Annotated in this window: 23 protein-coding genes; 7 read left to right on the top strand and 16 right to left on the bottom strand. The window is 63.2% G+C overall.

The genetic code is table 11. The annotated features are described in order from the left end of the window. Positions 1-75 precede the first annotated feature (75 nt). From phoU to H618_RS0100250, 6 genes are all read right to left on the bottom strand, one after another. Positions 76-846 (bottom strand): phosphate signaling complex protein PhoU, encoded by a 771-nt coding sequence (gene phoU / locus H618_RS0100275; RefSeq protein ID WP_028693146.1) that lies wholly within the window; start codon positions 844-846, stop codon positions 76-78. A 141-nt stretch (positions 847-987) separates the two neighbouring features. Further along, positions 988-1821, bottom strand: a complete 834-nt coding sequence (pstB, locus tag H618_RS0100270) for a phosphate ABC transporter ATP-binding protein PstB (protein WP_028693145.1) — start codon at positions 1819-1821, stop codon at positions 988-990. Between the two features lie 102 nt (positions 1822-1923). Further along, positions 1924-3594 (bottom strand): phosphate ABC transporter permease PstA, encoded by a 1671-nt coding sequence (gene pstA, locus H618_RS0100265; protein WP_028693144.1) that lies wholly within the window; start codon positions 3592-3594, stop codon positions 1924-1926. 17 nt (positions 3595-3611) lie between these two features. Next, the gene (locus H618_RS0100260; protein WP_028693143.1) at positions 3612-5900 is read right to left on the bottom strand and encodes an ABC transporter permease subunit; all 2289 of its coding nucleotides are present in this window, start codon (positions 5898-5900) and stop codon (positions 3612-3614) included. Positions 5901-6035: 135 nt separating this feature from the next. Further along, positions 6036-7034, bottom strand: a complete 999-nt coding sequence (locus tag H618_RS0100255; protein ID WP_028693142.1) for a phosphate ABC transporter substrate-binding protein PstS — start codon at positions 7032-7034, stop codon at positions 6036-6038. 142 nt (positions 7035-7176) lie between these two features. Then, positions 7177-8466, bottom strand: coding sequence for an MFS transporter (locus H618_RS0100250; RefSeq protein ID WP_028693141.1), 1290 nt, complete (start codon positions 8464-8466; stop codon positions 7177-7179). Positions 8467-8832: 366 nt separating this feature from the next. On the opposite strand from H618_RS0100250, the gene H618_RS0100245 reads away from it, so the two are divergent. Together H618_RS0100245 and H618_RS0100240 are read left to right on the top strand one after the other, a co-directional pair. After that, positions 8833-9231: an acyl-CoA thioesterase gene (locus H618_RS0100245; RefSeq protein ID WP_028693140.1), complete on the top strand. Its 399-nt coding sequence runs from the start codon at positions 8833-8835 to the stop codon at positions 9229-9231. 46 nt (positions 9232-9277) lie between these two features. Next, complete coding sequence (locus H618_RS0100240; protein WP_028693139.1) at positions 9278-10174, top strand: D-hexose-6-phosphate mutarotase; 897 nt, start codon at positions 9278-9280, stop codon at positions 10172-10174. Between the two features lie 38 nt (positions 10175-10212). On the opposite strand, the gene H618_RS0100235 is transcribed toward H618_RS0100240, so the two are convergent. The 5 genes from H618_RS0100235 to H618_RS0100215 form a co-directional block, all read right to left on the bottom strand. After that, positions 10213-10746: a DUF3299 domain-containing protein gene (locus H618_RS0100235; protein WP_028693138.1), complete on the bottom strand. Its 534-nt coding sequence runs from the start codon at positions 10744-10746 to the stop codon at positions 10213-10215. Positions 10747-10797: 51 nt separating this feature from the next. Continuing rightward, positions 10798-11043 carry a GlsB/YeaQ/YmgE family stress response membrane protein gene (locus H618_RS0100230; protein ID WP_028693137.1) on the bottom strand — a complete coding sequence of 82 codons (246 nt, stop codon included), beginning with the start codon at positions 11041-11043 and terminating at the stop codon, positions 10798-10800. 97 nt (positions 11044-11140) lie between these two features. Beyond that, on the bottom strand, positions 11141-12223 hold the full coding sequence (locus tag H618_RS0100225) for a 5-(carboxyamino)imidazole ribonucleotide synthase (RefSeq protein WP_028693136.1): 1083 nt from the start codon (positions 12221-12223) through the stop codon (positions 11141-11143). A 10-nt stretch (positions 12224-12233) separates the two neighbouring features. After that, positions 12234-12725 (bottom strand): 5-(carboxyamino)imidazole ribonucleotide mutase, encoded by a 492-nt coding sequence (purE, locus tag H618_RS0100220; protein ID WP_028693135.1) that lies wholly within the window; start codon positions 12723-12725, stop codon positions 12234-12236. Between the two features lie 207 nt (positions 12726-12932). Then, positions 12933-13850 carry a LysR substrate-binding domain-containing protein gene (locus tag H618_RS0100215; protein WP_028693134.1) on the bottom strand — a complete coding sequence of 306 codons (918 nt, stop codon included), beginning with the start codon at positions 13848-13850 and terminating at the stop codon, positions 12933-12935. Positions 13851-14031: 181 nt separating this feature from the next. Here H618_RS0100215 and aspA point away from each other — a divergent pair, with 181 nt between their 5' ends. Further along, positions 14032-15456 carry an aspartate ammonia-lyase gene (aspA, locus tag H618_RS0100210; RefSeq protein WP_028693133.1) on the top strand — a complete coding sequence of 475 codons (1425 nt, stop codon included), beginning with the start codon at positions 14032-14034 and terminating at the stop codon, positions 15454-15456. A 96-nt stretch (positions 15457-15552) separates the two neighbouring features. Here the strand turns inward: aspA and pdxR are convergent, their stop codons facing one another. Beyond that, positions 15553-17079 (bottom strand): MocR-like pyridoxine biosynthesis transcription factor PdxR, encoded by a 1527-nt coding sequence (gene pdxR, locus H618_RS0100205; protein WP_028693132.1) that lies wholly within the window; start codon positions 17077-17079, stop codon positions 15553-15555. A 159-nt stretch (positions 17080-17238) separates the two neighbouring features. On the opposite strand from pdxR, the gene H618_RS0100200 reads away from it, so the two are divergent. Then, entirely contained in the window at positions 17239-17685 is a 447-nt protein-coding gene (locus H618_RS0100200) for a GNAT family N-acetyltransferase (protein ID WP_028693131.1), read from the top strand. Between the two features lie 77 nt (positions 17686-17762). On the opposite strand, the gene oadA is transcribed toward H618_RS0100200, so the two are convergent. Further along, the gene (gene oadA, locus H618_RS0100195) at positions 17763-19571 is read right to left on the bottom strand and encodes a sodium-extruding oxaloacetate decarboxylase subunit alpha (protein WP_028693130.1); all 1809 of its coding nucleotides are present in this window, start codon (positions 19569-19571) and stop codon (positions 17763-17765) included. Between the two features lie 100 nt (positions 19572-19671). After that, complete coding sequence (locus tag H618_RS0100190) at positions 19672-21087, bottom strand: acetyl-CoA carboxylase biotin carboxylase subunit (protein WP_028693129.1); 1416 nt, start codon at positions 21085-21087, stop codon at positions 19672-19674. Between the two features lie 199 nt (positions 21088-21286). Between H618_RS0100190 and H618_RS0100185 the strand changes: the two genes are divergently transcribed. Continuing rightward, complete coding sequence (locus tag H618_RS0100185) at positions 21287-22249, top strand: LysR family transcriptional regulator (RefSeq protein WP_028693128.1); 963 nt, start codon at positions 21287-21289, stop codon at positions 22247-22249. On the opposite strand, the gene H618_RS23050 is transcribed toward H618_RS0100185, so the two are convergent. Together H618_RS23050 and hexR are read right to left on the bottom strand one after the other, a co-directional pair. Then, entirely contained in the window at positions 22191-22409 is a 219-nt protein-coding gene (locus H618_RS23050) for a PA3496 family putative envelope integrity protein (protein WP_081673670.1), read from the bottom strand. The two genes, H618_RS0100185 and H618_RS23050, sit on opposite strands and share 59 nt — an antisense overlap. 127 nt (positions 22410-22536) lie before the next feature. Then, on the bottom strand, positions 22537-23403 hold the full coding sequence (gene hexR / locus H618_RS0100180; RefSeq protein ID WP_028693127.1) for a transcriptional regulator HexR: 867 nt from the start codon (positions 23401-23403) through the stop codon (positions 22537-22539). A 104-nt stretch (positions 23404-23507) separates the two neighbouring features. Here hexR and zwf point away from each other — a divergent pair, with 104 nt between their 5' ends. Then, the gene (zwf, locus tag H618_RS0100175) at positions 23508-24950 is read left to right on the top strand and encodes a glucose-6-phosphate dehydrogenase (RefSeq protein ID WP_028693126.1); all 1443 of its coding nucleotides are present in this window, start codon (positions 23508-23510) and stop codon (positions 24948-24950) included. Positions 24951-25037: 87 nt separating this feature from the next. Then, the gene (locus tag H618_RS21040) at positions 25038-25346 is read left to right on the top strand and encodes a hypothetical protein (protein ID WP_033727317.1); all 309 of its coding nucleotides are present in this window, start codon (positions 25038-25040) and stop codon (positions 25344-25346) included. The last annotated feature ends 46 nt before the right edge of the window (positions 25347-25392 follow it).

Raw genomic sequence — 25392 nt, 5'->3', positions numbered from 1 at the left:
GCCGCGCTCATCGCAGGCGCCCCCTGAAAACGACGACGCCCGGCACTGGCCGGGCGTCTTGGCGAACGCGCAGTACTAGTTATCGTCAGGCGACGGCGGAACATTAGCCAGCAGTGCGTCATCCAGGCTCTTGCCCTGCACTTCGGCCTGCATGCGTTTGAGGCCCATGTGCCGCACATCGGTGCCACGCACCAGGTAGATGACCAGCTCGGAGATATTGCGCGCATGGTCGCCGATACGCTCCAGCGAACGCAGCGCCCAGATCACGCTGAGTACCCGCGAGATCGAGCGCGGGTCTTCCATCATGTAGGTCACCAGTTCACGCAGGGCGGTCTTGTACTCACGGTCGATGGTCTTGTCGTACTGCGCCACCGACAAGGCCAGGTCGGCATCGAAACGGGCGAAGGCGTCGAGGGCATCGCGGACCATGTTGCGCACCTGGTCACCGATGTGTCGCACCTCGACATAGCCACGCGGCGACTCGCCTTCTTCGCACAGCTGGATGGCACGGCGGGCAATCTTGGTCGACTCGTCGCCGATGCGCTCGAGGTCGATCACCGACTTGGAGATGCTGATGATCAGGCGCAAGTCCGAAGCCGCCGGCTGACGCCGGGCGAGAATGCGCACGCATTCCTCGTCGATGTTGCGCTCCATCTGGTTGATCTGCTCGTCGACCTCGCGCACCTGCTGGGCCAACCCCGAGTCGGCCTCGATCAGCGCGGTGACCGCGTCGTTCACCTGCTTCTCGACCAGCCCGCCCATGGCCAGCAGATGGCTGCGCACCTCCTCCAGCTCGGCGTTGAATTGCTGGGAAATGTGGTGGGTGAGGCTTTCTTTGTTGATCATGCTGTCGCTCCGCGATCGCGCCTGTGGCGGCGAGCTGCAAGCTCTGAGCTGCACGCTTCAAGCTGCACGTGTGGGTTTCATACATTGGGAACAGGCTCAGCGACTTGCTTACAGCTTGCCGCTAGCAGCTTGCCGCTGCCGCTAGCCATAGCGGCCGGTAATGTAGTCTTCGGTCTGCTTCTTCGCCGGGTTGGTGAACAGCGTATCGGTATCACCGAATTCCACCAGTTTGCCCATGTACATGAACGCGGTGTAGTCCGACACCCGCGCCGCCTGCTGCATGTTGTGGGTGACGATGACGATGGTGTACTTGGATTTGAGCTCGTAGATCAGCTCTTCGACCTTCAGCGTCGAGATCGGGTCGAGGGCCGAGCACGGTTCGTCGAGCAACAGCACTTCCGGCTCGACGGCGATGGTGCGGGCGATCACCAGGCGCTGCTGCTGACCGCCAGAGAGCCCCAGTGCCGACTCGTGCAGTCGGTCCTTGACCTCATCCCACAGCGCCGCGCCCTTGAGCGCCCACTCCACGGCTTCGTCGAGCACACGCTTCTTGTTGATGCCCTGAATGCGCAGGCCATACACGACGTTCTCGTAGATGGTCTTGGGGAACGGGTTGGGCTTCTGGAACACCATGCCGACACGGCGGCGCAGCTCGGCCACTTCCTCGCCCTTGCGGTAGATGTTGTTACCGTACAGGTTGACCTCGCCGACTACGCGGCAACCGTCGACCAGGTCGTTCATGCGGTTGAAGGTGCGCAGCAGGGTCGACTTGCCGCAGCCCGACGGGCCGATGAAGGCAGTCACGCGCTGCTTGGGGATGTTCAGCTTGACGTCGAACAGCGCCTGTTTGTCGCCGTAGAACAGCGACAGGCCAGGCACTTCGATGGCCACGGTCTCTTCGGCCAGGCGCAGGCTCTGTTTGTCACGACCCAGGGCAGACATGTCGATGCTGCGGGTGTGGGAATCATGTTGCATGGTCACACTCCTTCGGGAGCTGCAGGCTGTGAGCTGCAAGCTGCAAGTTGAGGCACAGCGGCGAACGGCTTGCCGCTTGTAGCTTGGCGCATGGCGCTGCTGTCAGCTGTCCAGGGCCTTGTATTTTTCCCGCAGGTGGTTACGAATCCACACTGCCGAGAGGTTGAGCGTGGCGATCACCAGCACCAGCAGCAAGGCGGTCGCGTACACCAGCGGCCGCGCAGCTTCGACGTTGGGGCTCTGGAACCCGACATCGTAGATGTGGAAGCCCAGGTGCATGATCTTCTGATCCAGGTGCAGGTACGGGTAGTTGCCGTCCAGCGGCAACGAGGGTGCCAGCTTGACCACCCCGACCAACATCAGCGGCGCCACCTCGCCCGCGGCGCGCGCCACCGCCAGGATCATCCCGGTCATCATCGCCGGGCTGGCCATGGGAATGACGATCTTCCACAGGGTCTCCGCCTTGGTCGCACCGAGCGCCAGCGAGCCTTCACGCACCGTGCGCGGAATGCGCGCCAGGCCCTCTTCGGTGGCCACGATCACCACCGGCACGGCCAGCAGCGCCAGGGTCAGCGAGGCCCACAACAGCCCTGGCGTACCCAGGGTCGGCGCCGGCAGTGACTCGGGGAAGAACAGCCGGTCGATCGAGCCCCCCAGCACATAGACGAAAAAGCCCAGGCCGAAGACGCCGTAGACGATCGCCGGCACCCCGGCGAGGTTGTTCACGGCGATGCGGATCAGGCGGGTCACTGGGCCTTGCCGGGCGTATTCGCGCAGGTACACCGCCGCCAGCACGCCGAACGGGGTGACGATCACCGCCATGATCAGGGTCATCATCACCGTGCCGAAGATGGCCGGGAAGATGCCGCCTTCGGTGTTGGCTTCGCGCGGGTCATCGCTGAGGAATTCCCACACCTTGGCGAAATAGGTGCTCAGCTTGGTCAGGGTCGACATGCCGTTGGGCTGGATCGCATGCACCACCTTGCTCAGGTTGATCTCCACCTGCCGGCCGTTGCCATCGCGGGCCACCAGGCTGTCGCGGGCGAAGGCCTGGTGCAGGCTGCTCAGGCGCTGCTCGATGGCCTTGTAGCGGTTGTTCAGCTCGGCGCGGTCAGCGTCCAGATCAGCCTGCGCGGCAGCATCGAGCTTGCCTTCGAGTTCCAGCTTGCGGCCTTGCAGACGCAGGCGCTCGAGGCCGTGGTTGATGGCGCCGATGTCTTTCTTTTCCAGGTTCTGCAACTCGGCGTTGAGCTTGCTGGCGCGCTTGAGCCGTGCCTGCAGCTCGGCCCAGGCGGCTGGCCCCTGGGCCACCACCCGGTCGCCTTCCTTGACGCTGACCAGGTAGCCATAGAAGTTGCCCCACTCGCGGCGCTCCAGCGCCATCAGCTCGGCGGGGCGCTGCAGGTTGACCAGCCAGTCGCCGATCACCCAGCTGAAATCGTTGCCGTTGAGGTCACGGTTGCCGACCTTGAGCAGCTCGCGGGTCATGAATTCCGGGCCTTGGTCGGGCACCGGCAAGCCTGCGCTCTTGAGCCGCGCACGGGGCACCTGCTCGCTCTGGACCACTTCGCCGATGACGATCTGCTCGGGTTGCCCAGGCACCTGGTAGCTGGCCTGCACCAGGTCGGCCGGCCAGAAGTGGCCAAGGCCACGCACGGCGATGACCGAGAGCAGGCCGATGGTCATGATCACCGCGATGGCGACCGCGCCACCGCTGATCCATACACCGGGCGCGCCGCTCTTGAACCAGCCTTTGAGGGAATCCTGTTTCACGGATCTCTACCTTTCTATCAAAGCGACGAGTATTTCTTGCGCAGACGCTGGCGAATCAGCTCGGCCAAGGTGTTCATGATGAAGGTGAACACCAGCAGCACCAGCGCGGCGAGGAACAGCACGCGGTAATGGCTGCCGCCCACCTCCGATTCGGGCATTTCCACCGCCACGTTGGCGGCCAGGGTGCGCATGCCTTCGAACAGGTTCATCTCCATCACCGGCGTGTTGCCGGTGGCCATCAGCACGATCATGGTTTCACCCACGGCGCGGCCCATGCCGATCATCAGCGCCGAGAAGATGCCCGGGCTGGCGGTGAGGATGACCACGCGGGTCAGGGTCTGCCAGGGCGTCGCGCCCAGGGCCAGCGAGCCCAGCGTCAGGCTGCGCGGCACGCTGAACACGGCGTCTTCGGCGATGGAGTAGATGTTCGGGATCACCGCGAAGCCCATGGCGATACCCACGACCAGGGCATTGCGCTGGTCATAGGTGATGCCCAGGTCGTTGCTGATCCACAGGCGCATGTCGCCGCCGAAGAACCAGCTTTCCACCTGCGGGCTGATGCTCAGGGCGAACCAGCCGATGGCCAGGATCACCGGAATCAGAATCGCCGCTTCCCAGCCATCAGGCACGCGCAGACGAATCGATTCGGGCAGCCGGCTCCAGGCGAAACCGGTCAGCAGAATCCCCAGCGGCAGCACCAGGAACAGGCTGAACACACCGGGCAGATGGCCTTCCAGATACGGCGCGAGGAACAGCCCGGCGAAGAAGCCGAGGATCACCGTCGGCATCGCTTCCATCAGCTCGATCACCGGCTTGACCTTGCGGCGCATGCCCGGCGCCATGAAGTAGGCGGTGTAGATCGCAGCAGCGATGGCCAGGGGCGCAGCCAGGATCATGGCGTAAAACGCTGCCTTGAGGGTGCCGAAGGTCAGCGGCGAGAGGCTCAGCTTGGGCTCGAAGTCGGTGTTGGAGGCAGTGGACTGCCAGACATACTGCGGCGCGTCGTAGTTTTCGTACCAGACCTTGCCCCACAGCGCGCTCAGCGACACTTCCGGGTGCGGGTTGCGCAGGCTCAGCGGCAGCAGTTGGCCGTTGCGCTCGATGATCAGCCGGTTGGCGCGCGGCGACAATGCAAGAATCCCGGCACCGTCAGCCACCGGCTCGACCAGCAAGGTGCGGTGCGCAGTGCTGTGGAACACCCCCAACTGGCCTTCGCTGTCGAGGGCGGTGAAGCCTTTGCGGCGCTCTTCGGCATCGATCTGCACGACGGGCGCCTTGCCCAGCTGGAAGCTGCGAATGTGTTTCAGGCGCTGCTCGCCATCGGCGTCGCGGGCCATGAACCACTGGCTCAAGCCGCCCTTGGAATCACCGAAGATCAGCGAAATCCCGCCGACCAGCTGGCCACTGGCAGTCACCTCGGCGTTGCCGTCTTCGAGCAGCTTGTAGCGGCCGTTGAGGCTGTTGTCGCGCAGGCTGAAGACGTCTGCCGTGGCCCGGCCATTGATCACGTACAACCATTGCTGGCGTGGGTCGACATAGATCGCCTTGACCGGCTCGATCATCTGCGGCAGCACGATACGGCTCTGCTCGCGGGTTTGCTCGCCGGTCATCATGTTTTCTTCGCGGGTGATCTTCATCACCTGCAACTGCGCGCCGACCGAACCGGCCAGCAGCAGGCTGTCGCCGTTGCGGTTGAGGCTGACGTGGTCGAGCGCGCGGCCTTGCTCGTCGAGCACGAACGGCTGCTCGCCGTAGGGGAAATCCAGGCCAGGGGTGATGGTTTTCTTGTTCTCGGGGTAGGTGATCTTGTAGGTGTGCTGAAACACCAGCGCCTGGCCGTTGGACAGGCCCAGGGTGATCAGCGCACTGCCCGGCTGGTCACCGCCGATGGCGGTCACCTGGCTGCCCGCCGGCAGCGGCAGGTCGACGCGCTTGAGTTCGGCGCCGGTCTTTGTGTCGAAGAACAGGACCTGGCCGCGGTCGGAAACACGCATGCCGACCAGGTTCTGCTCTTCCAAGGCGATCATCAGCGGCTTGCCGGCATCGTGCTGTAGCCAGGCAGGCGTCAGCGCCGGCTTGCGCGTCAGCTCCGCGCCCTGGAACAACGGCAGCACCACATAGGCCAGGTAGAAGAAGATCAGGGTGATCGCAGCCAGCACGGCCAGCCCGCCAACCAGCACATACCAGCGGGTGATGCGGTCCTTCAAGGCACGCAGGCGGCGCTTGCGCTGCATCTCTGGGGTATTGAAATCGATCCGCGCAGAGGAGGAATTTTGAGTCATGGAGGCCTTGACCAGATCATTCATGCGCACACCCTAGCCGCGACATATGACAGAAACGTTACAACCGCGTGACGCAAAAAGGCCCGCAGCCCAGAGTCTGTGCCACGGACCGGAAACAGGATGGGCGTCATCGGCCAGGCCGATGCGCCCTGCTCGCGGTTACTGCTTGGCGACGTTGCCCGCGTGGGACAAGCCCAGGTCAGCCAAGGTCTTTTCCACCACTTTGGCCGGCAGCGGGATGTAACCGTCTTTCACCACAACCTGCTGGCCCGACTGCGACAGCACCAGCTTGATGAACTCGGCATCGAGCGGCGCCAGCGGCTTGTTCGGCGCCTTGTTGACGTACACGTAGAGGAAGCGCGACAGCGGGTAGGTGCCGTTCAGCGCGTTGGCTTCGTTGTCCTCGACGAACTCGCCACCTTCCTTCTTCGCCAGCGGCACGGTCTTGACGCTGGCAGTCTTGTAGCCGATGCCCGAATAGCCGATGGAGTTCAGCGAGCTGCTGATCGACTGCACCACCGAGGCCGAGCCAGGCTGCTCGTTGACGTTGGGCTTGAAGTCACCTTTGCACAGGGCCTCTTCCTTGAAGTAGCCGTAGGTGCCCGACACCGAGTTACGACCGAACAGCTGCACTGGCTTGTTCGCCAGATCGCCCGTTACACCGACATCGCCCCAGGTCTTGACTTCGGTCTTGGCGCCACACAGGCGGGTCGAAGAGAAGATCGCATCGACCTGCGCCATGGTCAGGCCCTTGATCGGGTTGTCCTTGTGCACGAACACCGCCAGCGCATCGACTGCGACCGGAATGGCGGTGGGCTTGTAGCCGTACTTCTGCTCGAAGGCCTGCAGCTCGACGTCTTTCATCTTGCGGCTCATTGGCCCGAGGTTGGCAGTGCCCTCGGTCAGCGCAGGTGGCGCCGTGGATGAACCGGCCGCCTGAATCTGGATGTTGACGTTCGGGTATTCCTTTTTATAGGCCTCGGCCCACAAGGTCATGAGGTTCGCCAGGGTGTCGGAGCCGACGCTGGAGAGGTTGCCCGAAACACCGGTGGTCTTGGTGTAGGTCGGAATCGAGGGATCGACAGCAGCAACCGCATTGGCGGTGGCAACGCCAGCGGCGACGAATGTCAGGGCCGCCATCAAACGCTTGAGTTTCATGCCTTGCTCCTAGCAGGAATTCGGGGGTCGGAAGAGAGCGGGCCAAGTATCGAAAGACCGTGTGAAGACTCTATGTACGGATTGTGACAATTGGATGAAAGGCCATCATGGGTGATGGCCTTTCATCCGCTCTGTGAGTCGCTCAGCGCTTGTTGACCAGCAGATACCCCCCAATCACCAACCCCAACCCACACAACCCCGCCACGTAATACCCCGGCGCCAGCGGGCTGAACTTGAGCAGTGCGGTGACCACCATCGGTGTCAAGCCGCCGAAGATCGCGTAGGCCACGTTGTAGGAGAACGACAGACCGGTGAAGCGCACTACTGCCGGGAAGGCCTTGACCATCACGAACGGCACTGCGCCGATGGTGCCGACGCACAGGCCAGTGGCGGCGTAGAGCATGAATAGCCATTCGGGGTGGCTTTCCAGGCTGTGGTAGAAGGTCCAGGAACTGGCCAGCAGCAGCAGGCTGCCGATCACCAGCACACGACCGGCGCCGATGCGGTCGCACAGCCAGCCGGCGCCGATGCAGCCCAGGCTGAGCAGCACGATGGCCAGGCTGTTGGCCTTCAGCGCGTCGGTGGGGCTGATGTGGTAGATGCTTTGCAGCAGCGCCGGGGTCATCAGGATCACCACCACGATGCCGGCCGACAGCAGCCAGGTCAGCAGCATCGACAGGATCACCGCACCGCGGTGGTCACGCAGCACCGCGCGCAGCGGCAGCTCTTCGGCGAGGGCCTTGCGTTGCTGCATTTCGGCGAATACCGGGGTCTCGTGCAGCCAGCGGCGCAGGTACACCGAGAACAGGCCGAACACCCCGCCCAGCAGGAACGGGATACGCCACGCGTAGTCGGCAACCTCTTCGCTGCTATAGACGCTGTTGATCAGCGTGGCCACCAGCGAGCCGAGCAGAATCCCTGCGGTCAGGCCGGCGGTGAGGGTGCCGCAGGCATAACCGGTGTTGCGCGCAGGCACGTGCTCGGAGACGAATACCCACGCCCCTGGCACTTCACCGCCAATCGCCGCGCCCTGGATCACCCGCATCAGCAGCAACAGCATCGGTGCCCACAGGCCGATCTGCGCATAGGTGGGCAGCAGGCCCATGATTAGCGTCGGTACCGCCATCATGAAGATGCTCAGGGTGAACATCTTCTTGCGCCCCAGCAGGTCGCCGAAGTGAGCCATGACGATGCCGCCCAGAGGCCGTGCCAGGTAACCCGCCGCGAAGATGCCGAAGGTCTGCATCAGGCGTAGCCATTCGGGCATGTCCGGGGGGAAGAACAGCTTGCCGACCACCGTGGCGAAGAACACGAAGATGATGAAGTCGTAGAACTCCAAAGCGCCGCCCAGGGCGGACAGGGAAAGCGTCTTGTAGTCGTTGCGGGTAAGCGGGCGCGCGGGCTGCTCGATACTGCTGGGCACGGTGGTCATTTATTTTGCACTCTTGTGGGGCACGCAGGCCGCGTAGCGCGCGGCTTCTGGAATAAGCGAGGGAGGAAGATAACAAATTGCCAGCGCCGCCTCATAGCCGCGCGGTTTGTGGGCAATTGTCATGAAGGTGCGGTCGTGCCGGCCCTCTGCGCTCTATATACTCGGCCGATTGTAGGAAAAGGCTGCTTCCGACGTGGGATGTTGTGTGAAATCGTCGGTCCGTATGCTCAAGGGTATTTCCGGGTGTGTCCTGGTGCCCGCCTGCCACGGTGAAATGGGCGTAGTATGTGGCCCGCCTTCATCGTTTTCTCGGCGCCTGTTGAGTGCGCCCCCTCACGAAGCGTCACGGGTCAGAGGCCCCACGGCATGATTGAGCTCGAACAAGAAGATCCCATTCCGCAAGGCGACCTGGCCTTGCAGATCACCGCACTGCCGCGCGAAACCAATGGCTTCGGCGACATTTTCGGCGGCTGGCTGGTGGCCCAGATGGACCTCGCTGGCACCGCCATGGCCAGCCGCATCGCCGGTGGCCGGGTGGCCACCGTCGCCATCGACCGCATGGCATTCCTGGTGCCGGTGGCCGTCGGCGCACAGTTGTCGTTCTACACACAAACGGTTGAAATCGGCCGCAGCTCGATCCAGATGATGGTCGAGGTGTGGAGCGATGATCCGTTGTCCAGCGAATGGCGCAAGGTCACCGAAGCGGTGTTCGTCTTCGTCGCCATCGACGCCAGCGGCCGCACCCGCTCGGTGCCGCGCCGCTAACAGACACGCCCACCCTGCCCTTGCCCCGCGCCGATAGGAAACCTGCATGACCCAGCCCCTCATCGAGACCTTCGAACGTGGCGCACTCAGCGGCTGGCGTATCGTCACCGAGCACGCCGAGCTGCTGATCGCCCGCCAGGGTGCCCAGGTGCTCGGTTACCAGCGCACAGGTGAGCCGCCGCTGCTGTGGCTCAGTGATCAGGCACTGTTCAAGGCAGGCAAGTCGGTACGCGGTGGGGTGCCAGTGTGCTGGCCCTGGTTCGGCAACCTGCAGCGCAATCCAGCAGCGGTACAGGCCGAGTACCACGGCGCAGAGGCGCCGGCCCATGGATTGGTACGGGGGCGTGACTGGACGCTGCTCGGCATCGAGGAACAGGGCAACGACGTCAGGGTGACGTTGAGCCTGCCCGAGGCGCAGCAAGGTTTGCCGGGCTGGCCACACAATGTCGAACTGACCTTGCTGGTCGAGCTGGGGCAATGCCTGCGCCTGACCTTGACCAGCCGCAACCTGGACGACCGTCCGCTGACCCTGAGCCAGGCGCTGCATAGCTACTTCGCCGTCAGCGACGTGCGCCAGGTGCAGGTGCCCGAAGTGGCGGGCCTGGATTACCTGGAAACCCTGGAAGACTGGGCGCAGCGGCGTCAGTACGACGCCCTGGCTTTCAGCGGTGAAACCGACCGCATCTACCTGCAGCCACCTGCTCGTCTGAGCATCGTCGACCCGGGCTACAGCCGGCGCATCACCCTCGACACCCAGGGCTCACGCTCGGCGGTGATCTGGAACCCCTGGACCGAGCGTGCCGCCGAGCTGCCAGACATGGCCGCCGAAGGCTGGCAGGGCATGCTCTGCATCGAAACCGCCAACGCCTGGGACAACATCGTCACCCTGGCTCCCGGCGCCAGCCATTCACTGGCCGTGACCCTCGCCAGCGAACCGCTGTAAGTCAGCCATCGCCGGTCAGCAGAGCGTCGACGCTGACACTACAGATCAGCGTCCTCAACAACCCGCACGCGCTGCGCATCCAGCGCATAGGCGGCATCGGCCAGGTCATTGCTGACCTTCTCCACTTTCAGCGGACCGGTGACCCACAGCGGCGTGTAGATATCGTCGATCTTCAAGCCTTTGGGATAGCGCACCAGCACCAGCTGGTTGGGCGGCGGCGGCGGTACGTGGATGCAGGCGCCGGGGTACGGCACCAGGAAGAACAGCGTGCTATTGCCCTTGGCGTCGCTTTCCAACGGCACCGGATAACCGCCCAGGCGGATGGTCTTGCCGTTCATGCCGGCAACGGTCTTGGTCGAGTACATCACCGCCGGTAGGCCTTTGCTCTGCTTCAGGCCACCTTTGTCGGTGAAGGTGCCCATGGCCTCGGGGGAGTTGTGGTCGATCTCGGGCATGGCTTCGAGGGCCTTTTGATCGGACGCCGGCATCAGCTCGAGCCAGTCGGTCTCGGGCAGCTCGGCATGGGCCAGGGTGCTGGCAAGCAGCAGGGAAAAGAGGAACGACGCACGCATGGAGAGCTCGGCAACTCAGTGGGATGAATTGCCGGGCATTCTAGCGGTATTTCAGCGTTTCTTGATGAAGCCGTAGATCACCAGAATGATGATCGCGCCCACCAGTGCACCGAAGAAGCCTGCGGCCTGGCCAGCCTGGTAGATACCCAGTGCCTGGCCGCCGTAGGTGGCGAGCAGGGAGCCGGCGATGCCGAGCAGGATGGTCATGATCCAGCCCATGCTGTCGTCGCCCGGTTTCAGGAAGCGAGCCAGCAGGCCGACGATGAAGCCGATGAAGATGGTTCCGATGATGCCCATTGGCGATCCCTCTTGAAATGAAGTGGAACGCGCCAAGGACAGTGCAGCCGCTTGGCGTGTTGCCACTTCAGAGGGGCACAAGCCCGCCGAGGTTCCCTCAGCCGCCGATCAATGCCTCTACCTCGGCGATCTTGGCGCGCAGGGAAGGCATGTCGTGGCAGCGCAGAGTGGCGTGGCCGACCTTGCGTCCGACCTTGAAGGCCTTGCCGTAGTGGTGCAGGTGGCATTCGTCGATGGCCACGGTGCGCGCCACGTCGGGTACTTCACCGATGAAGTTGAGCATGGCGCTCTCGCCGACCTTGGCCGTCGAGCCCAGCGGCAGGCCGGCCACGGCGCGCAGGTGGTTTTCGAACTGGCTGCACTCGGCGCCTTCGATGGTCCAGTGCCCGGAGTTGTGTACCCGCGGGGCGATCTCGTTGGCCTTCAGGCCGCCGTCGACTTCGAAGAACTCGAAGGCCATGACGCCGACGTAGTCGAGCTTGTGCAACACACGCCCGACATAGTCTTCGGCCAAGGCCTGCAGCGGGTGCGCATCGCTCGCCACCGACAGGCGCAGGATGCCGCTGTCGTGGGTGTTGTGCACCAGCGGGTAGAAGCGCGTCTCGCCATCACGGCCACGCACGGCGATCAGCGACACTTCGCCGGTGAACGGCACGAAGCCTTCCAGCAGGCACGGCACGCTGCCCAGCTCGGCGAAGGTGTCGAGCATATCCGCAGGCGTGCGCAGGACTTTCTGGCCCTTGCCGTCGTAACCCAGGGTGCGGGTCTTGAGCACGGCGGGCAGGCCGATGCTGGCGACCGCGGCGTCGAGATCGGCCTGCGAAAGAATGTCGGCGAACGCCGGGGTGGGGATGCCCAGGTCGCGGAACAGGCTCTTCTCGAACAGCCGGTCGCGGGCGATGCGCAGGGCGTCGGCACTCGGGTAGACCGGCACGAACTGCGAGAGGAAGGCGACCGTTTCGGCCGGAACGCTTTCGAACTCGAAGGTGACCAGGTCGACCTCGTCGGCCAGCTGGCGCAGGTGGTCCTGATCGCCATAGTCAGCCCGCAGGTGCTCGCCAAGCGGCGCCGCACAGGCGTCCGGGGCTGGATCGAGGAAGGCGAAGTTCATGCCCAGCGGGGTGCCCGCCAGGGCCAGCATGCGGCCCAGCTGGCCGCCACCGATTACACCGATCTTCATGGATTCAACCTCAAGCCTGGCGCGGGTCTGGATTATCCAGCACGGTGTCGGTCTGCTCCGTGCGGAACTGCTTGAGCGCAGCATGGAACTGCGGATGCTTGGCGCCGAGGATGCTCGCCGACAGCAGCGCCGCATTCACGGCGCCGGCACGGCCGATGGCCAGGGTCGCGACCGGCACGCCAGCAGGCATCTGCACGATCGACAGCAGCGAGTCGACGCCCGAGAGCATCGACGACTGCACCGGCACGCCCAGCACTGGCAGGTGGGTCTTGGCCGCGCACATGCCCGGCAAGTGCGCAGCGCCGCCGGCACCGGCGATGATCACTTCGATCCCGCGGCTCTCGGCTTCATCTGCGTACTGGAACAGCAGATCCGGGGTGCGGTGCGCCGACACCACCTTCACTTCGTAGGGAATGCCGAGCTTTTCCAGCATATCGGCGGTGTGGCTAAGGGTGGACCAATCGGACTTGGAGCCCATGATCACGCCAACCAGTGCACTCATCGTCGAGCCTCTTCTGCAAGCGCCTGCTGGCGCGCTAAAAGCAACAAGCCACGCAGGTGGACCGGCGTGGCTTGTCATATGGATTCTGATCGACCGAGCCGGTCGAAGGCGCGGGATTATAGCCTACTGGCGCGCGAGCCGCCCACCCCTGCAAGCACACGGCGGATCAAAGGGCAAGCTGTCTTGCGGGACAACTTTTCCAGCGGCTCAGCGGCTCACCTCGGCCTGAGCGCTGGCCGACTCCAGCTTGCGCCAGAGCAGACGCACGTTGGCCTTGCGCACCAGCGCGCAGCGGTACAAGCGGATTTCCAGCGGCACATGCCACTGCGCGGCGCCGCAAATCACCAACTCGCCGCGCTCCAGTTCGCCGCGCATCGACAGCCGCGGCACCCAGGCCACGCCCATGCCTTCCAGGGCCATGCTTTTCAGGCTGTCGGCCATGGCCGTTTCACACACCGTGGTGTAGCGCAGGCTGCGCTGGCGCAGCAGCAGGCTCACCGAGCGGCCCAGGAACGCGCCTGCGCTGTAGGCCAGCAGCGGCACGCTGGCTTCGCCCTCCAGATCGAACAGCGGCTTGCCGTCCTTGCCGACTGCGCAGATCGGCAACATCTCGGTGGTGCCCATGTGCAGCGAAGGGAAGATTTCGGCATCCATCTGCAAGGCGGCATCCGGGTCATAGAAGGCCAGCATCAGGTCGCAACCGCCTTCACGCAACGCATGCACCGCCTCACCCACGTTGGTGGCGACCATACGCGTGGCGATGTTCAGGCCATCGTTGCGCAGTTGCGCCACCCAGTGCGGAAAGAAACCGGACGCCAGGGAGTGGGCCGCGGCCACCTGGACCACCTCGCCCTGCCCGCCTTCCAGATGATGCAAATGGCGAAGAACTTCGCCCAACTGGTCGACAACAGTGCGCGCCGTGACCAGGAACAGCTGCCCAGCCTCGGTCAGTTCGATGGGCGTTCGCGAGCGGTTGACCAGGGTCAGCCCAAGCGCTGCCTCAAGGCTGCGGATGCGCCGGCTGAAGGCCGGCTGGGTGACGAAGCGGCGCTCGGCCGCCTGGGAGAAGCTGCGGGTCGCCGCCAGTGCGCTGAAGTCTTCCAGCCATTTGCTTTCCAGGTTCACGAAGCGTGTCTCCCGGCGCGCACCAAAATGGAACACGCCTGATAGTCAGTTGGCGTCACATGAATCGGTATGCCGTTTGTGCATAGGTCAGTGTGCATCAGCATTGGCCGCATTATGCGCTGCGCCCTAGGATTGGCGCCATTCCGGCAGGTGCCGGGCCAAAACCGAGATGATACCCATCATGTCCTCTGCTGCATCGTTCCGCGTCGAAAAAGATCTGCTTGGCACTCTGGAAGTCCCTGCCGATGCCTACTACGGCATCCAGACCCTGCGCGCTGCCAACAACTTCCACCTCTCTGGCGTTCCGCTGTCGCACTACCCGAAACTGGTAGTGGGCCTGGCGATGGTCAAGCAAGCCGCTGCCGACGCCAACCGTGAGCTGGGGCACCTGAGCGATGCCAAGCACGCTGCCATCAGCGCGGCATGTGCACGACTGATCAAGGGCGACTACCACGAGCAGTTCGTGGTCGACATGATCCAGGGCGGCGCTGGCACTTCGACCAACATGAATGCCAACGAAGTCATCGCCAACATCGCGCTGGAGGCCATGGGCCACCAGAAGGGTGAGTACCAGTACCTGCACCCCAACAACGACGTGAACATGGCGCAGTCCACCAACGACGCCTACCCCACCGCGATCCGCCTGGGTCTGCTGCTGGGTCACGATGCGCTGCTGGCCAGCCTGGAAAGCCTGATTCAAGCCTTCGCCGCCAAGGGCGAGGAATTCAGCCACGTGCTGAAGATGGGCCGCACCCAGCTGCAGGACGCCGTGCCGATGACCCTCGGCCAGGAATTCCGCGCCTTCGCCACCACCATGACCGAAGACCTGCACCGCCTGCGTTCGCTGGCTCCTGAGCTGCTCACCGAAATCAACCTGGGCGGTACCGCCATCGGCACCGGCATCAACGCCGACCCGGGCTACCAGGCCCTGGCCGTACAGCGCCTGGCGCTGATCAGCGGCCAGCCGCTGGTACCGGCTGCCGACCTGATCGAAGCCACCTCCGACATGGGCGCCTTCGTGCTGTTCTCCGGCATGCTCAAGCGCACCGCGGTCAAGCTGTCGAAGATCTGCAACGACCTGCGCCTGCTGTCCAGCGGCCCACGTACCGGCATCAACGAAATCAACCTGCCAGCGCGTCAGCCAGGCAGCTCGATCATGCCCGGCAAGGTCAACCCGGTGATCCCGGAAGCGGTCAACCAAGTGGCCTTCGCCATCATGGGCAACGACCTGGCACTGACCGTCGCCGCCGAAGGTGGGCAGCTGCAGCTCAACGTCATGGAGCCGCTGATCGCCTACAAGATCTTCGACTCGATCCGCCTGCTGCAACGCGCCATGGACATGCTCCGCGAGCACTGCATCGTCGGCATCACCGCCAACGAACAGCGCTGCCGCGAACTGGTCGAGCATTCGATCGGCCTGGTCACCGCGCTGAACCCGTACATCGGCTACGAGAACGCCACCCGTATCGCCCGCGTTGCCCTGGAAAGCGGCCGCGGCGTGCTGGAACTGGTGCGCGAAGAGAAGCTGCTGGACGATGCCATGCTCGACGACATCCTGCGTCCGGAAAACATGATTGCCCCGCGCCTGGTTCCGCTCAAAGCCTGACCACGCGCAACACCCGTCTCACCAGGTCGAGGGACTAGACACCTCTCAACCTCTTGAGGGCTCGCTGCTTCGGCAGCGGGCCCTTTTTTTATGCGCTCATGACCGCCATGCCTTGCGCAAGCGCATCAAGGCCTGGGCGATGTCCGCTTCCTTGACCGCAGCGAAACCCAGCACGAGTCCGGCGTGGTTATCCACAGGTGCGCCCTCATCCAGCCAATAGCGGCTCAGCGGGTTGATTTCAACGCCCACCGCTGCGGCCTGGTCAATCAGCTGTGTTTCGCGCGCCAGGCTGTCCACCGCCACTTTCACGTGCAGACCCGCCGCCACCTCAGGCATTGCTCCGAGCCCCGCCACTCCTGCCGGCCAGCCAGCCCTGAGCACGGTGCGCCGGCTCAACGCGGCACGGCGCATGCGGCGGATATGCCGCTGGAAATGCCCCTGGGCGATGAACTGCGCCATCACGCACTGGCTGCCGATGTCGGTCAGCCGCACGCCAAGCGCCTTGGACTGGCGGAAATGCTCCACCAACCGCTGCGGCAGGACCAAGTAACCCATGCGCAGCGCCGGGAACGCGACTTTGCTGAAGGTGCCGACATACAGCACGCGACCCTGCCGATCGAGGGCCGCCAGCGGCGCCAGGGGCGCGCCGCTGTAGCGGTACTCGCCATCGTAGTCGTCCTCGACGATCCAGCCCTCGTTGCGCTCGGCCCATTGCAGCAGTTGTAGCCGCCGGGCCAGGCTCATGGTGACTCCAGTGGGGTACTGATGGGCGGGCGTCACGTAGACCATGCGGCAATCATCCAGACGCTGCAGTTGCTCTACCGCGATGCCCTCCTCATCCACCGCCACACCTTGCAAGCGGCCACCGGCCAGGCTGAAGGCATCACGCGCAGAGCGATACCCTGGGTTTTCCACAGCCACGGCGTCGCCAGGCTGCATGAGCAACTGTGCACAAAGGCTGATGGCCTGCTGTGCGCCACTGGTGATCACAATTTGTTCAGCCGTGCACGAAAGCCCTCGCGAGCGCCGCAGGTAAGCGGCTACCAGCTCCCGCAGCAGTGGCTCGCCCGTGGGATTGTCATAACCGAGCAAGGCAGGGTCGGGGTTGCGCCAGAAAGCCGCCTGTAGCTTGGCCCACACGTCGAACGGGAACAGATCGAAAGCCGGAATGCCCACCTGAAACGCGCGCGGCATGGCGCTACGAGAAGGCTCGGAAGACGCATTTGTCGGCTGTTGGGAAGGCTCACCAAAGCAATAAGAGCTGTATAAATCCCCAGCGCTTTTGGTCGCAAATGTGGATAAGTCTGTTGATAAGCCCAGGGATAACCCTGTGGATAGTTGTGTGGATAGTTTTGGCAGCTGGCTGACGTAAGTGCCATCGCCGACGCGGCTTTCGATATAGCCCTCGGCGTACAGCTGGTCGTAGGCACGCATGACGCTGTTGCGGGAAATGCCCAAAACACCCGCCAGATCACGTGACGCAGGCAAGCGAGTACCGCTACTCAAGCGCCCGTCCAGCACGCGCAGACGCAGTGCCTGGTACAGCTGGCGACTCAGCCCGCGCTGGCCATCCAAGACGATCCCGGCGGGATCGAACGGTAGTTTTGAACGCTGCTCGGCCATAAAATTGGACCCTGTGAATAAGCTGCTAATGGCTCTTAACCAGAACCAATAGGCTGCCTACGATTGAGCGCACCCACAAGGGCTAAACCCGATCAGCCGAACTCGCCGGCAACACAATACGCCGGCAGGTTCTCGTTCACCTCGCATAAGGATTCACCCATGAGCACCGTAACCCTGCGCCCCGTCACCACCGACGACCACGCCGCCTGGCTGTCGCTGTGGCAGCCCTATCTGACGTTCTATGAAACCGTCCTTCCCGAGGAAGTGACCGCCAGCACCTGGCAGCGCCTGCTCGATCCCCAGGAGCCCATGTACGCTGCCCTGGCCTGGGTCGATGGCAAGGCGGTGGGCATGGTCAACTGGATATTCCACCGCACCTGCTGGAGCATTGGCGATGGCTGCTACCTGCAAGACCTGTTCGTCGACCCCAACCAGCGCGGTCTGGGTATTGGCCGCGCCCTGATCGAACACGTGTGCAGCGTCTCCAAGGACGCCGGCTGCAGCAAGGTGCACTGGCTGACCCAGCACACCAACGCCACCGCCATTCGCCTCTATGAACAAGTCGCCCAGCGCTCGGGCTTCATTCAGTTTCGCAGGACGCTGTAACGCAGGTTTCGCAGGGCAAAAAAAAGGGGGAGCCTGGCGCTCCCCCTTCACGTTCCGGTCTAAGAACGCAGGCCTGATCAGCCCTCGATCTCGATCAGAATCTCGCCCGGTGTCACGCGGTCCCCCTTGGCCACGTGAATCGCCGTGACCTTGCCGGCGATGGCGGCCTGTACTTCGGTCTCCATCTTCATCGCTTCGGTGATCAACACCGCCTGGCCGGCCTTGACCGTATCGCCTTCCTTGACCAGCACGTCGACGATGTTGCCCGGCATGCTGGTGCTGACGTGCCCCGGCTCGCTGGCCTGCTTGCGCTTGCTGCTGCCGCCGCCGACGAACTCGTTGAGCGGCTCGAACACCACTTCTTCGGGCATGCCGTCGATGGACAGGTAGAAGTGGCGCTTGCCTTCGGCCTTGACGCCCACGCCGGTGATGTCCACGCGGTAGGTTTCGCCGTGCACATCGATGACGAACTCGGTCGGTACGCCTTCGCCGCCGGGCGCCGCCACTGCGCCGGCTTCCGGAATTGGCAGCAGCACTTCAGGGGTCAGGGTGCCGGCTTCGCGCTCTTCGAGGAACTTGCGCCCAATGTCCGGGAACATGGCGAAGGTCAGCACGTCTTCTTCACTGTGCGCCAGCGCGCCGATGTCGCTGCGCAGCTTGCTCATTTCCGGCTTGAGCAGGTCGGCAGGGCGCACGTCGATCACCTCTTCGCTGCCGATGGCCTGACGCCGCAGGCTCTCGTTGACCACGCCCGGGGCCTTGCCGTAGCCGCCTTGCAGGTACAGCTTCACCTCGTTGGTGATGGTCTTGTAGCGCTCGCCGGCGAGAACGTTGAAGAACGCCTGGGTACCGACGATCTGCGAGGTTGGCGTCACCAGCGGCGGGAAGCCGAGGTCTTCACGCACGCGGGGGATTTCCGCCAGCACTTCGCTCATGCGGTTGAGCGCGCCTTGTTCCTTGAGCTGGTTGGCCAGGTTGGAAATCATCCCACCGGGCACCTGGTTGACCTGCACCCGGGTGTCCACTGCGGTGAATTCACTTTCGTACTGGTGATACTTCTTACGCACCGCGTAGAAGTACATGCCGATTTCCTGCAGCAGCTCCAGGTCCAGGCCAGTGTCGAACTCGCTGCCTTTGAGCGCCGCGACCATCGACTCGGTGCCGGGGTGGCTAGTGCCCCAGGCGAAGCTGGAGATCGCCGTGTCGATATGGTCGGCGCCGTTTTCCACCGCCTTGAGCTGGCACATGGCGGCCAGGCCTGCGGTGTCGTGGGAATGGATGAACACCGGCAGCGACTGCTCGGCCTTGAGCGCCTTGACCAGCTCGCCGGTGGCGTAGGGGGTCAACAGGCCGGCCATGTCCTTGATCGCCACCGAGTCGCAACCCATGGCTTCCATCTGCTTGGCCTGTTTGACGAAGGCGTCGATGGTATGCACCGGGCTGACGGTGTAGGCGATGGTGCCCTGGGCATGCTTGCCAGCGGCCTTGACCGCTTCGATGGCCACTCGCAGGTTACGCACATCGTTCATGGCATCGAAGATGCGGAACACGTCGATGCCATTGACCGCGGCCTTGGCGACGAAGGCCTTGACCACATCATCGCTGTAGTGGCGGTAGCCCAGCAGGTTCTGGCCGCGCAGGAGCATTTGCAGGCGGGTGTTGGGCAGTGCTGCGCGCAGCTTGCGCAGGCGCTCCCACGGGTCTTCCTTGAGGAAGCGCACACAGGCGTCGAACGTGGCGCCACCCCAGACTTCCAGCGACCAGTAGCCGACTTTGTCGAGCTTGTCGCAGATCGGCAGCATGTCTTCGGTGCGCATGCGGGTGGCCAGCAGCGACTGGTGAGCGTCACGCAGGATGGTATCGGTTACATGGATTTTCTTGGACATTTTTATCTCCTCGGAGCTGCAAGCTTCAAGCTGCAAGCCACAAGTCAAAGCCGATTGGCATCTACTTGCCGCTTGCCGCTTGGCGCTCGCCGCTTGCTGTTCAGATGCCTGCGTGGGCAGCGATGGCGGCAGCGATGGCCAGGGCCAGTTCTTCAGGTTTGCGCTTGATCGAGTAGTTGGTCAGCTCGGGATGCGATTCGACGAAGCTGGTGTTGAACTCACCGCTGCGGAATTCGGCATTGCGCAGGATTTCCTGGTAATACGCAGCGGTGGTCTTCACCCCTTGCACACGCATGTCATCCAGGGCGCGCAGGCCGCGGTCCATCGCCTCTTCCCAGGTCAGCGCCCAGACCACCAGTTTCAGACACATCGAGTCGTAGTACGGCGGAATGGTGTAGCCGGTGTAGATCGCCGTGTCGGTGCGCACGCCCGGACCACCGGGGGCGTAATAGCGGGTGATCTTGCCGAAACTGGGCAAGAAGTTGTTTTTCGGGTCTTCGGCGTTGATACGGAACTGCAACGCGTAGCCACGGTGAATGATGTCTTCCTGTTTGACCGACAGCGGCAGGCCCGAGGCGATACGAATCTGCTCGCGAACGATATCGATACCGGTGATTTCTTCGGTGATGGTGTGTTCCACCTGCACCCGCGTGTTCATCTCCATGAAGTACACCTCGCCATCGGCGAGCAGGAACTCCACGGTACCGGCGTTCTCGTAGTTCACCGCCTTGGCCGCGCGCACTGCCAAGTCGCCGATATAGGCGCGCTGTTCGGGCGTCAGTTGTGGGCTGGGAGCGATTTCGATGAGTTTCTGGTTGCGCCGCTGAATCGAGCAGTCGCGCTCGAACAGATGCACCACGCTGCCGAAGCTGTCACCGAGAATCTGCGCCTCGATGTGCTTGGGATTGACGATGCACTTCTCCAGAAACACTTCCGCCGAACCGAAGGCCTTGGTTGCCTCGGAGATTACGCGGGGGAAGTTCTGTTCCAGTTCCTCGCGGCTGTTGCAACGGCGAATCCCGCGCCCGCCGCCACCGGAGGTGGCCTTGAGCATCACCGGATAGCCGATGCGCTCACCTTCGCTGAGCGCTTCATGAATGTCGGCGACATTGCCTTCGGTGCCAGGCGTTACCGGAACGCCTGCGGCGATCATCGCCCGACGTGCTTCGGTCTTGTCGCCCATGCGGCGAATCACTTCAGCGGCAGGACCGATGAACTTGACTCCCCGTTCGGCACAAATTTCTGCCAGCTCGGCGTTTTCCGACAGGAAACCATAGCCCGGATGCAGGGCATCGCAGCCGGTCTCCACCGCCAAGTTGACCAGCTTGCGCGGGTTCAGGTAGCCGGCCAGTGGCTCGGCACCGATGCTGTAGGCCTCATCGGCGCGCTTGACGTGCAAGGCGTGACGGTCGGCGTCGGAATAGATCGCCACAGAGCGGATGCCCATTTCGGCACAGGCGCGAACGATGCGAACCGCAATTTCACCCCGGTTGGCGATCAGGATTTTTTTTATCACTTGGAGTCTTCCCAAAGCCGTGGAACACAACGGGCCACGCATGTTGCGCGACCCGCGAACAGACCTGCGGTCAGTCGTGAATCCACCCTAGCGCTGCAGGACGATAAACAAAAATCAATATTTATTAGGTCAACTATTAGGCAATCCTTATACTTCGGTAACAACGTATTGCCATAACGCCTGACAAGAGCCTAATAAAATGCGTAAGTCGTTGATGCGAATGACATTGCGTCAGTTGCAAGTATTCAATGAGGTGTGCGACTTGCGCTCGTACAGTCGCGCCGCCGACGAGATGTCGCTGACTCAACCTGCGGTCAGTCTGCAAATTCGCCAGCTCGAAGAGCTGGTGGGGCAGCCATTGTTCGAATACGTGGGCAAGAAGCTGTACCTCACGGAAGCGGCCGAGGCGCTGCAGAACGCGAGCCGGGACATTTTCGGCCGCCTGGAAAGTTTCGACATGCAGTTGTCGGACATGCAGGGTTCGCTGCAAGGCCAACTCAAACTGGCCATCGAATCCAGCGCCAAGTACTTCGTTCCGCATGTGTTCGCCGCCTTCAAGGCGCGGCACCCGGAAGTCAACCTGACCCTTACCGTGGTCAATCGAGCCCAGGCGATTCGACGCCTGTCGGACAACCGCGACGACCTGATCATCATGTCGATGGTGCCGCAGGACATGGGCCTGGAGTTCCTGCCTTTCCTCAATAACCCCATCGTGGCCGTCGCGCCGCCCGACCACGCGCTGTGCAGCGCTGCGCACTTGCGCCTGCAAGACCTCGAAGCGCACACCCTGCTGGTTCGCGAGCAGGGTTCAGGCACGCGCAAGGCTTGCGAGGAGTACTTCAAGGAAAAACGCGTGCACTTCACCGAAACCCTGGAAGTGGCCTCCGGCGAAGCGCAACGCGAATGCGTGGTGGCCGGGCTCGGCATTGCCCTGCTGACCCGCCACGCGGTGAGCATGGAATTGGCCACCGGCATGCTCAAGGAGCTGCCGGTCGAGGAGCTGCCGCTCTACCGCAGTTGGTGCGTAGTGCAATCGAAGGCCAAGCGCCAGTCGCCGGTGTCGGTCGCCTTTCTCGGCTTCATTCGCAGCGAGCGGGCGTTGATCAGCGAGATTGTTGAACGCTTCTCGGGGAAGATGCCGCCGCTACCTGCCATGGGCTGATATCGGGCGAGTCTGGGTAGTAGGCAATCTCGCGCAGCAGTTGGCGTTGATCGCAGTAGCTTTCGATCGCGCGGCGGTATTCCATGCGGCGCTGATCTCTTTCCTGCTGCTTGCGCGCCTTGGCGTTCGGTTGGTAGGAACCTTCGTGATCACGAACCATTGCCTGTCTCCCAGACTGGATGCGGTAGCAGCAGACTGGCGGGACGGGTTTACGGTTTGATGCACGGCAAATGACAGAACAGTGAAATTCGCCGCATGGCGGCGAACATTCGACGAAGTTCGTCAGATCAGTCGTCGGTCGCCTTGATCGACTTGGGCGACAGCCGCAGGCTGCGCAGGCTGCGCTTGACGCTCTTAAGGTGATTGACCAGGTTCGGCCCGCGGGCCATGGCCACGCCCATCGCCAGCACGTCGATCACCACCAGGTGGGCGATACGCGAGGTCAACGGGGTGTAGATTTCCGTGTCTTCATGCACGTCGATGGCCAGGTTGACGGTCGACAGTTCGGCCAGCGGGGTCTGGCTTGGGCACAGAGTGATGAGGCTGGCGCCGCTCTCGCGCACCAGGTTGGCGGTGATCAGCAAATCCTTGGAGCGCCCCGACTGTGAAATGCACACCGCGACGTCGCCAGGCTTTAGGGTAACGGCTGACATGGCTTGCATGTGCGGGTCGGAATAGGCGGCTGCGCTCAGGAGCAGACGAAAGAACTTGTGCTGGGCGTCGGCGGCCACCGCGCCGGACGCGCCAAAGCCGTAGAACTCGACCCGCTGCGCCTGGGCCATGGCGGTCACCGCTTGCTGCAGGGCCTGGGCGTCGAGGTGTTCGCGCACCTCCATCAGCGTGTGCAGAGTGGTGTCGAAGATCTTCAGGCTGTAGTCGGCGACCGAGTCGTCTTCGTGAATCGCGAACTGGCCGAAGCTGGCACCGGCGGCCAGGCTCTGCGCCAGCTTGAGCTTGAGGTCCTGGAATCCGGAACAGCCAATCGCCCGACAGAAACGCACGATGGTCGGCTCGCTGATGCCGACGCTGTGGGCCAGATCGGCCATCGAACTGTGCATGACGGCAGCCGGGTCCAGCAGCACATGGTCGGCTACCTTGAGCTCCGATTTGCGCAGCAAGTGACGCGATTGGGTGATGTGTTGCAACAGATTCACGGGCGGGACTCGGTTATGATCGGCGGGCCAAAAATGTAGCATTCTTGTAGTTATACTACATGACCGACAAACCGCCCAGTTAAACCATGTGGAGAGCCGTTTCCTTGACGATCCCCTGCGACATTCTGGTCTTTGGCGGCACCGGCGACCTGGCCTTGCACAAGCTACTTCCGGCGCTCTATCACCTGTATCGGGATGGCCGTCTGCACAACGCCGTACGCATCATCGCCCTGGCCCGCCGGGCGTTGCCGCGCAACGACTACCTCAAGCTCGCCGAGCGTCACTGTCGCGCCCAGGTCGCCCGCCAGGACTTCGAGCAGGAGGTCTGGCAACGCTTCGCCGCGCGCCTCGACTACTTCCCGATGGACGCCTCGCAAAGTGCCGATTTCGTGCGTTTGGCGCGCTATTTGGGTGAACCGTTCGGTTTGACCCGCGTCCACTACCTCGCCACCGCACCCGACCTGTTCGTGCCCATTGCCCGCCACCTGCGCCTGGCCGGGCTGGCCGACAGCGAAGCGCGCATCGTGCTGGAAAAGCCGATCGGCCATTCGCTGGCATCGGCCGCCGAGATCAACGCCGCCATCGGCGCGGTATTCGATGAAGCCCAGGTGTTTCGCATCGACCACTACCTGGGCAAGGAAACCGTGCAGAACCTCATGGCCCTGCGTTTCGCCAATGCCCTGCTGGAGCCGGTCTGGCGCAACAGCCAGATCGACCACGTGCAGATCAGCGTGTGTGAAACCCTCGGCGTAGAGAACCGCGGCGCTTACTACGACCGCGCTGGCGCCACCCGTGACATGCTGCAGAACCATCTCTTGCAGCTGCTGTGCCTGATCGCCATGGAGCCGCCTGCGCAGTTCGAGGCTGAGGCGATACGCGACGAAAAGGTGAAGATCCTGCGCGCACTCAAGCCCATCAGCGGCCTGGACGTGCAGGACAAGACCGTGCGCGGGCAGTACGCCGCAGGCAAGATCGGCGGCCAGGAAGTGCCCGCCTATTACTTCGAGAAAGGCGTCGATCACGACAGTGACAGCGAGACCTTCATCGCCGTACAGGCCCATGTCGATACCTGGCGTTGGGCCGGCGTGCCGTTCTACCTGCGCACCGGCAAGCGCATGGCGCGGCGCTCGTCGCAGATCGTCATCCAGTTCAAACCCGTGCCCCATGCGCTGTTCAGCGGCGGCCAGGTCAACCAGCTGCTGATTCAGTTGCAGCCCGAAGAGCGTGTCAGCCTGCGCATGATGACCAAGGCGCCGGGCAAGGGCATGCGCCTGGAGCCAGTGGAGCTTGACCTGAACCTGGCCCAGGTGTTCGGCCAGACTCGTCGCTGGGAGGCCTACGAACGGCTGCTGCTCGATGTGCTGGAAGGGGATTCGACGCTGTTCATGCGCCGCGACGAAGTCGAGGCGGCCTGGGCTTGGATCGATCCGATCGTGCAAGGCTGGCAGGTGCACTTCCAGGCCCCGAGGCCCTACCCGGCCGGCAGTAATGGCCCGGAACACAGCAACCAGTTGCTGGCCCGTGAAGGTAGGGAATGGCAGCTATGAAACGCTGCACTGTGCACCTTGGAAGCGGACTTGCGCAAAGTGCCTCAAGCCCTGATTCACAGGGTCAACTCACTTGAGGAACTACTCATGAACAACGACAAATGGTTCGCCGTACAAGACAACATGCCCGGCGCCGTGGCGCTGCGTGTCAGCGGCACGGTGACCGTACCAGGCCCAAACTACAGCGCAACGCTCACCCCCTATGAAGGCCCGGCCCCGAAAGACCTGACTCTGCGCCTGCAGTTGAATGTGACCAGTGAAGGCTCCATCGGCCTGGCGGTGTTGACCGATATGGAAGTCAAGTACAGCATCCCTGGCACCACTAGCTCCCACATTGTAGAGATCTTCTCGGGTGACGCAGTAATCGCAGTCATCCCGGTCTCGCAGGTGTACTGACGGCAAGGCGGGCCTGGTGCCGCACTGCACCGGGCCCCGCCTGCGT

Origin of the sequence: Pseudomonas cremoricolorata DSM 17059 = NBRC 16634 (genome assembly GCF_000425745.1) — a bacterium.
GTDB lineage: Bacteria > Pseudomonadota > Gammaproteobacteria > Pseudomonadales > Pseudomonadaceae > Aquipseudomonas > Aquipseudomonas cremoricolorata.
Note: the sequence above shows the minus strand (reverse complement) of the source record. Positions and strands in the feature narration are given on the sequence as shown.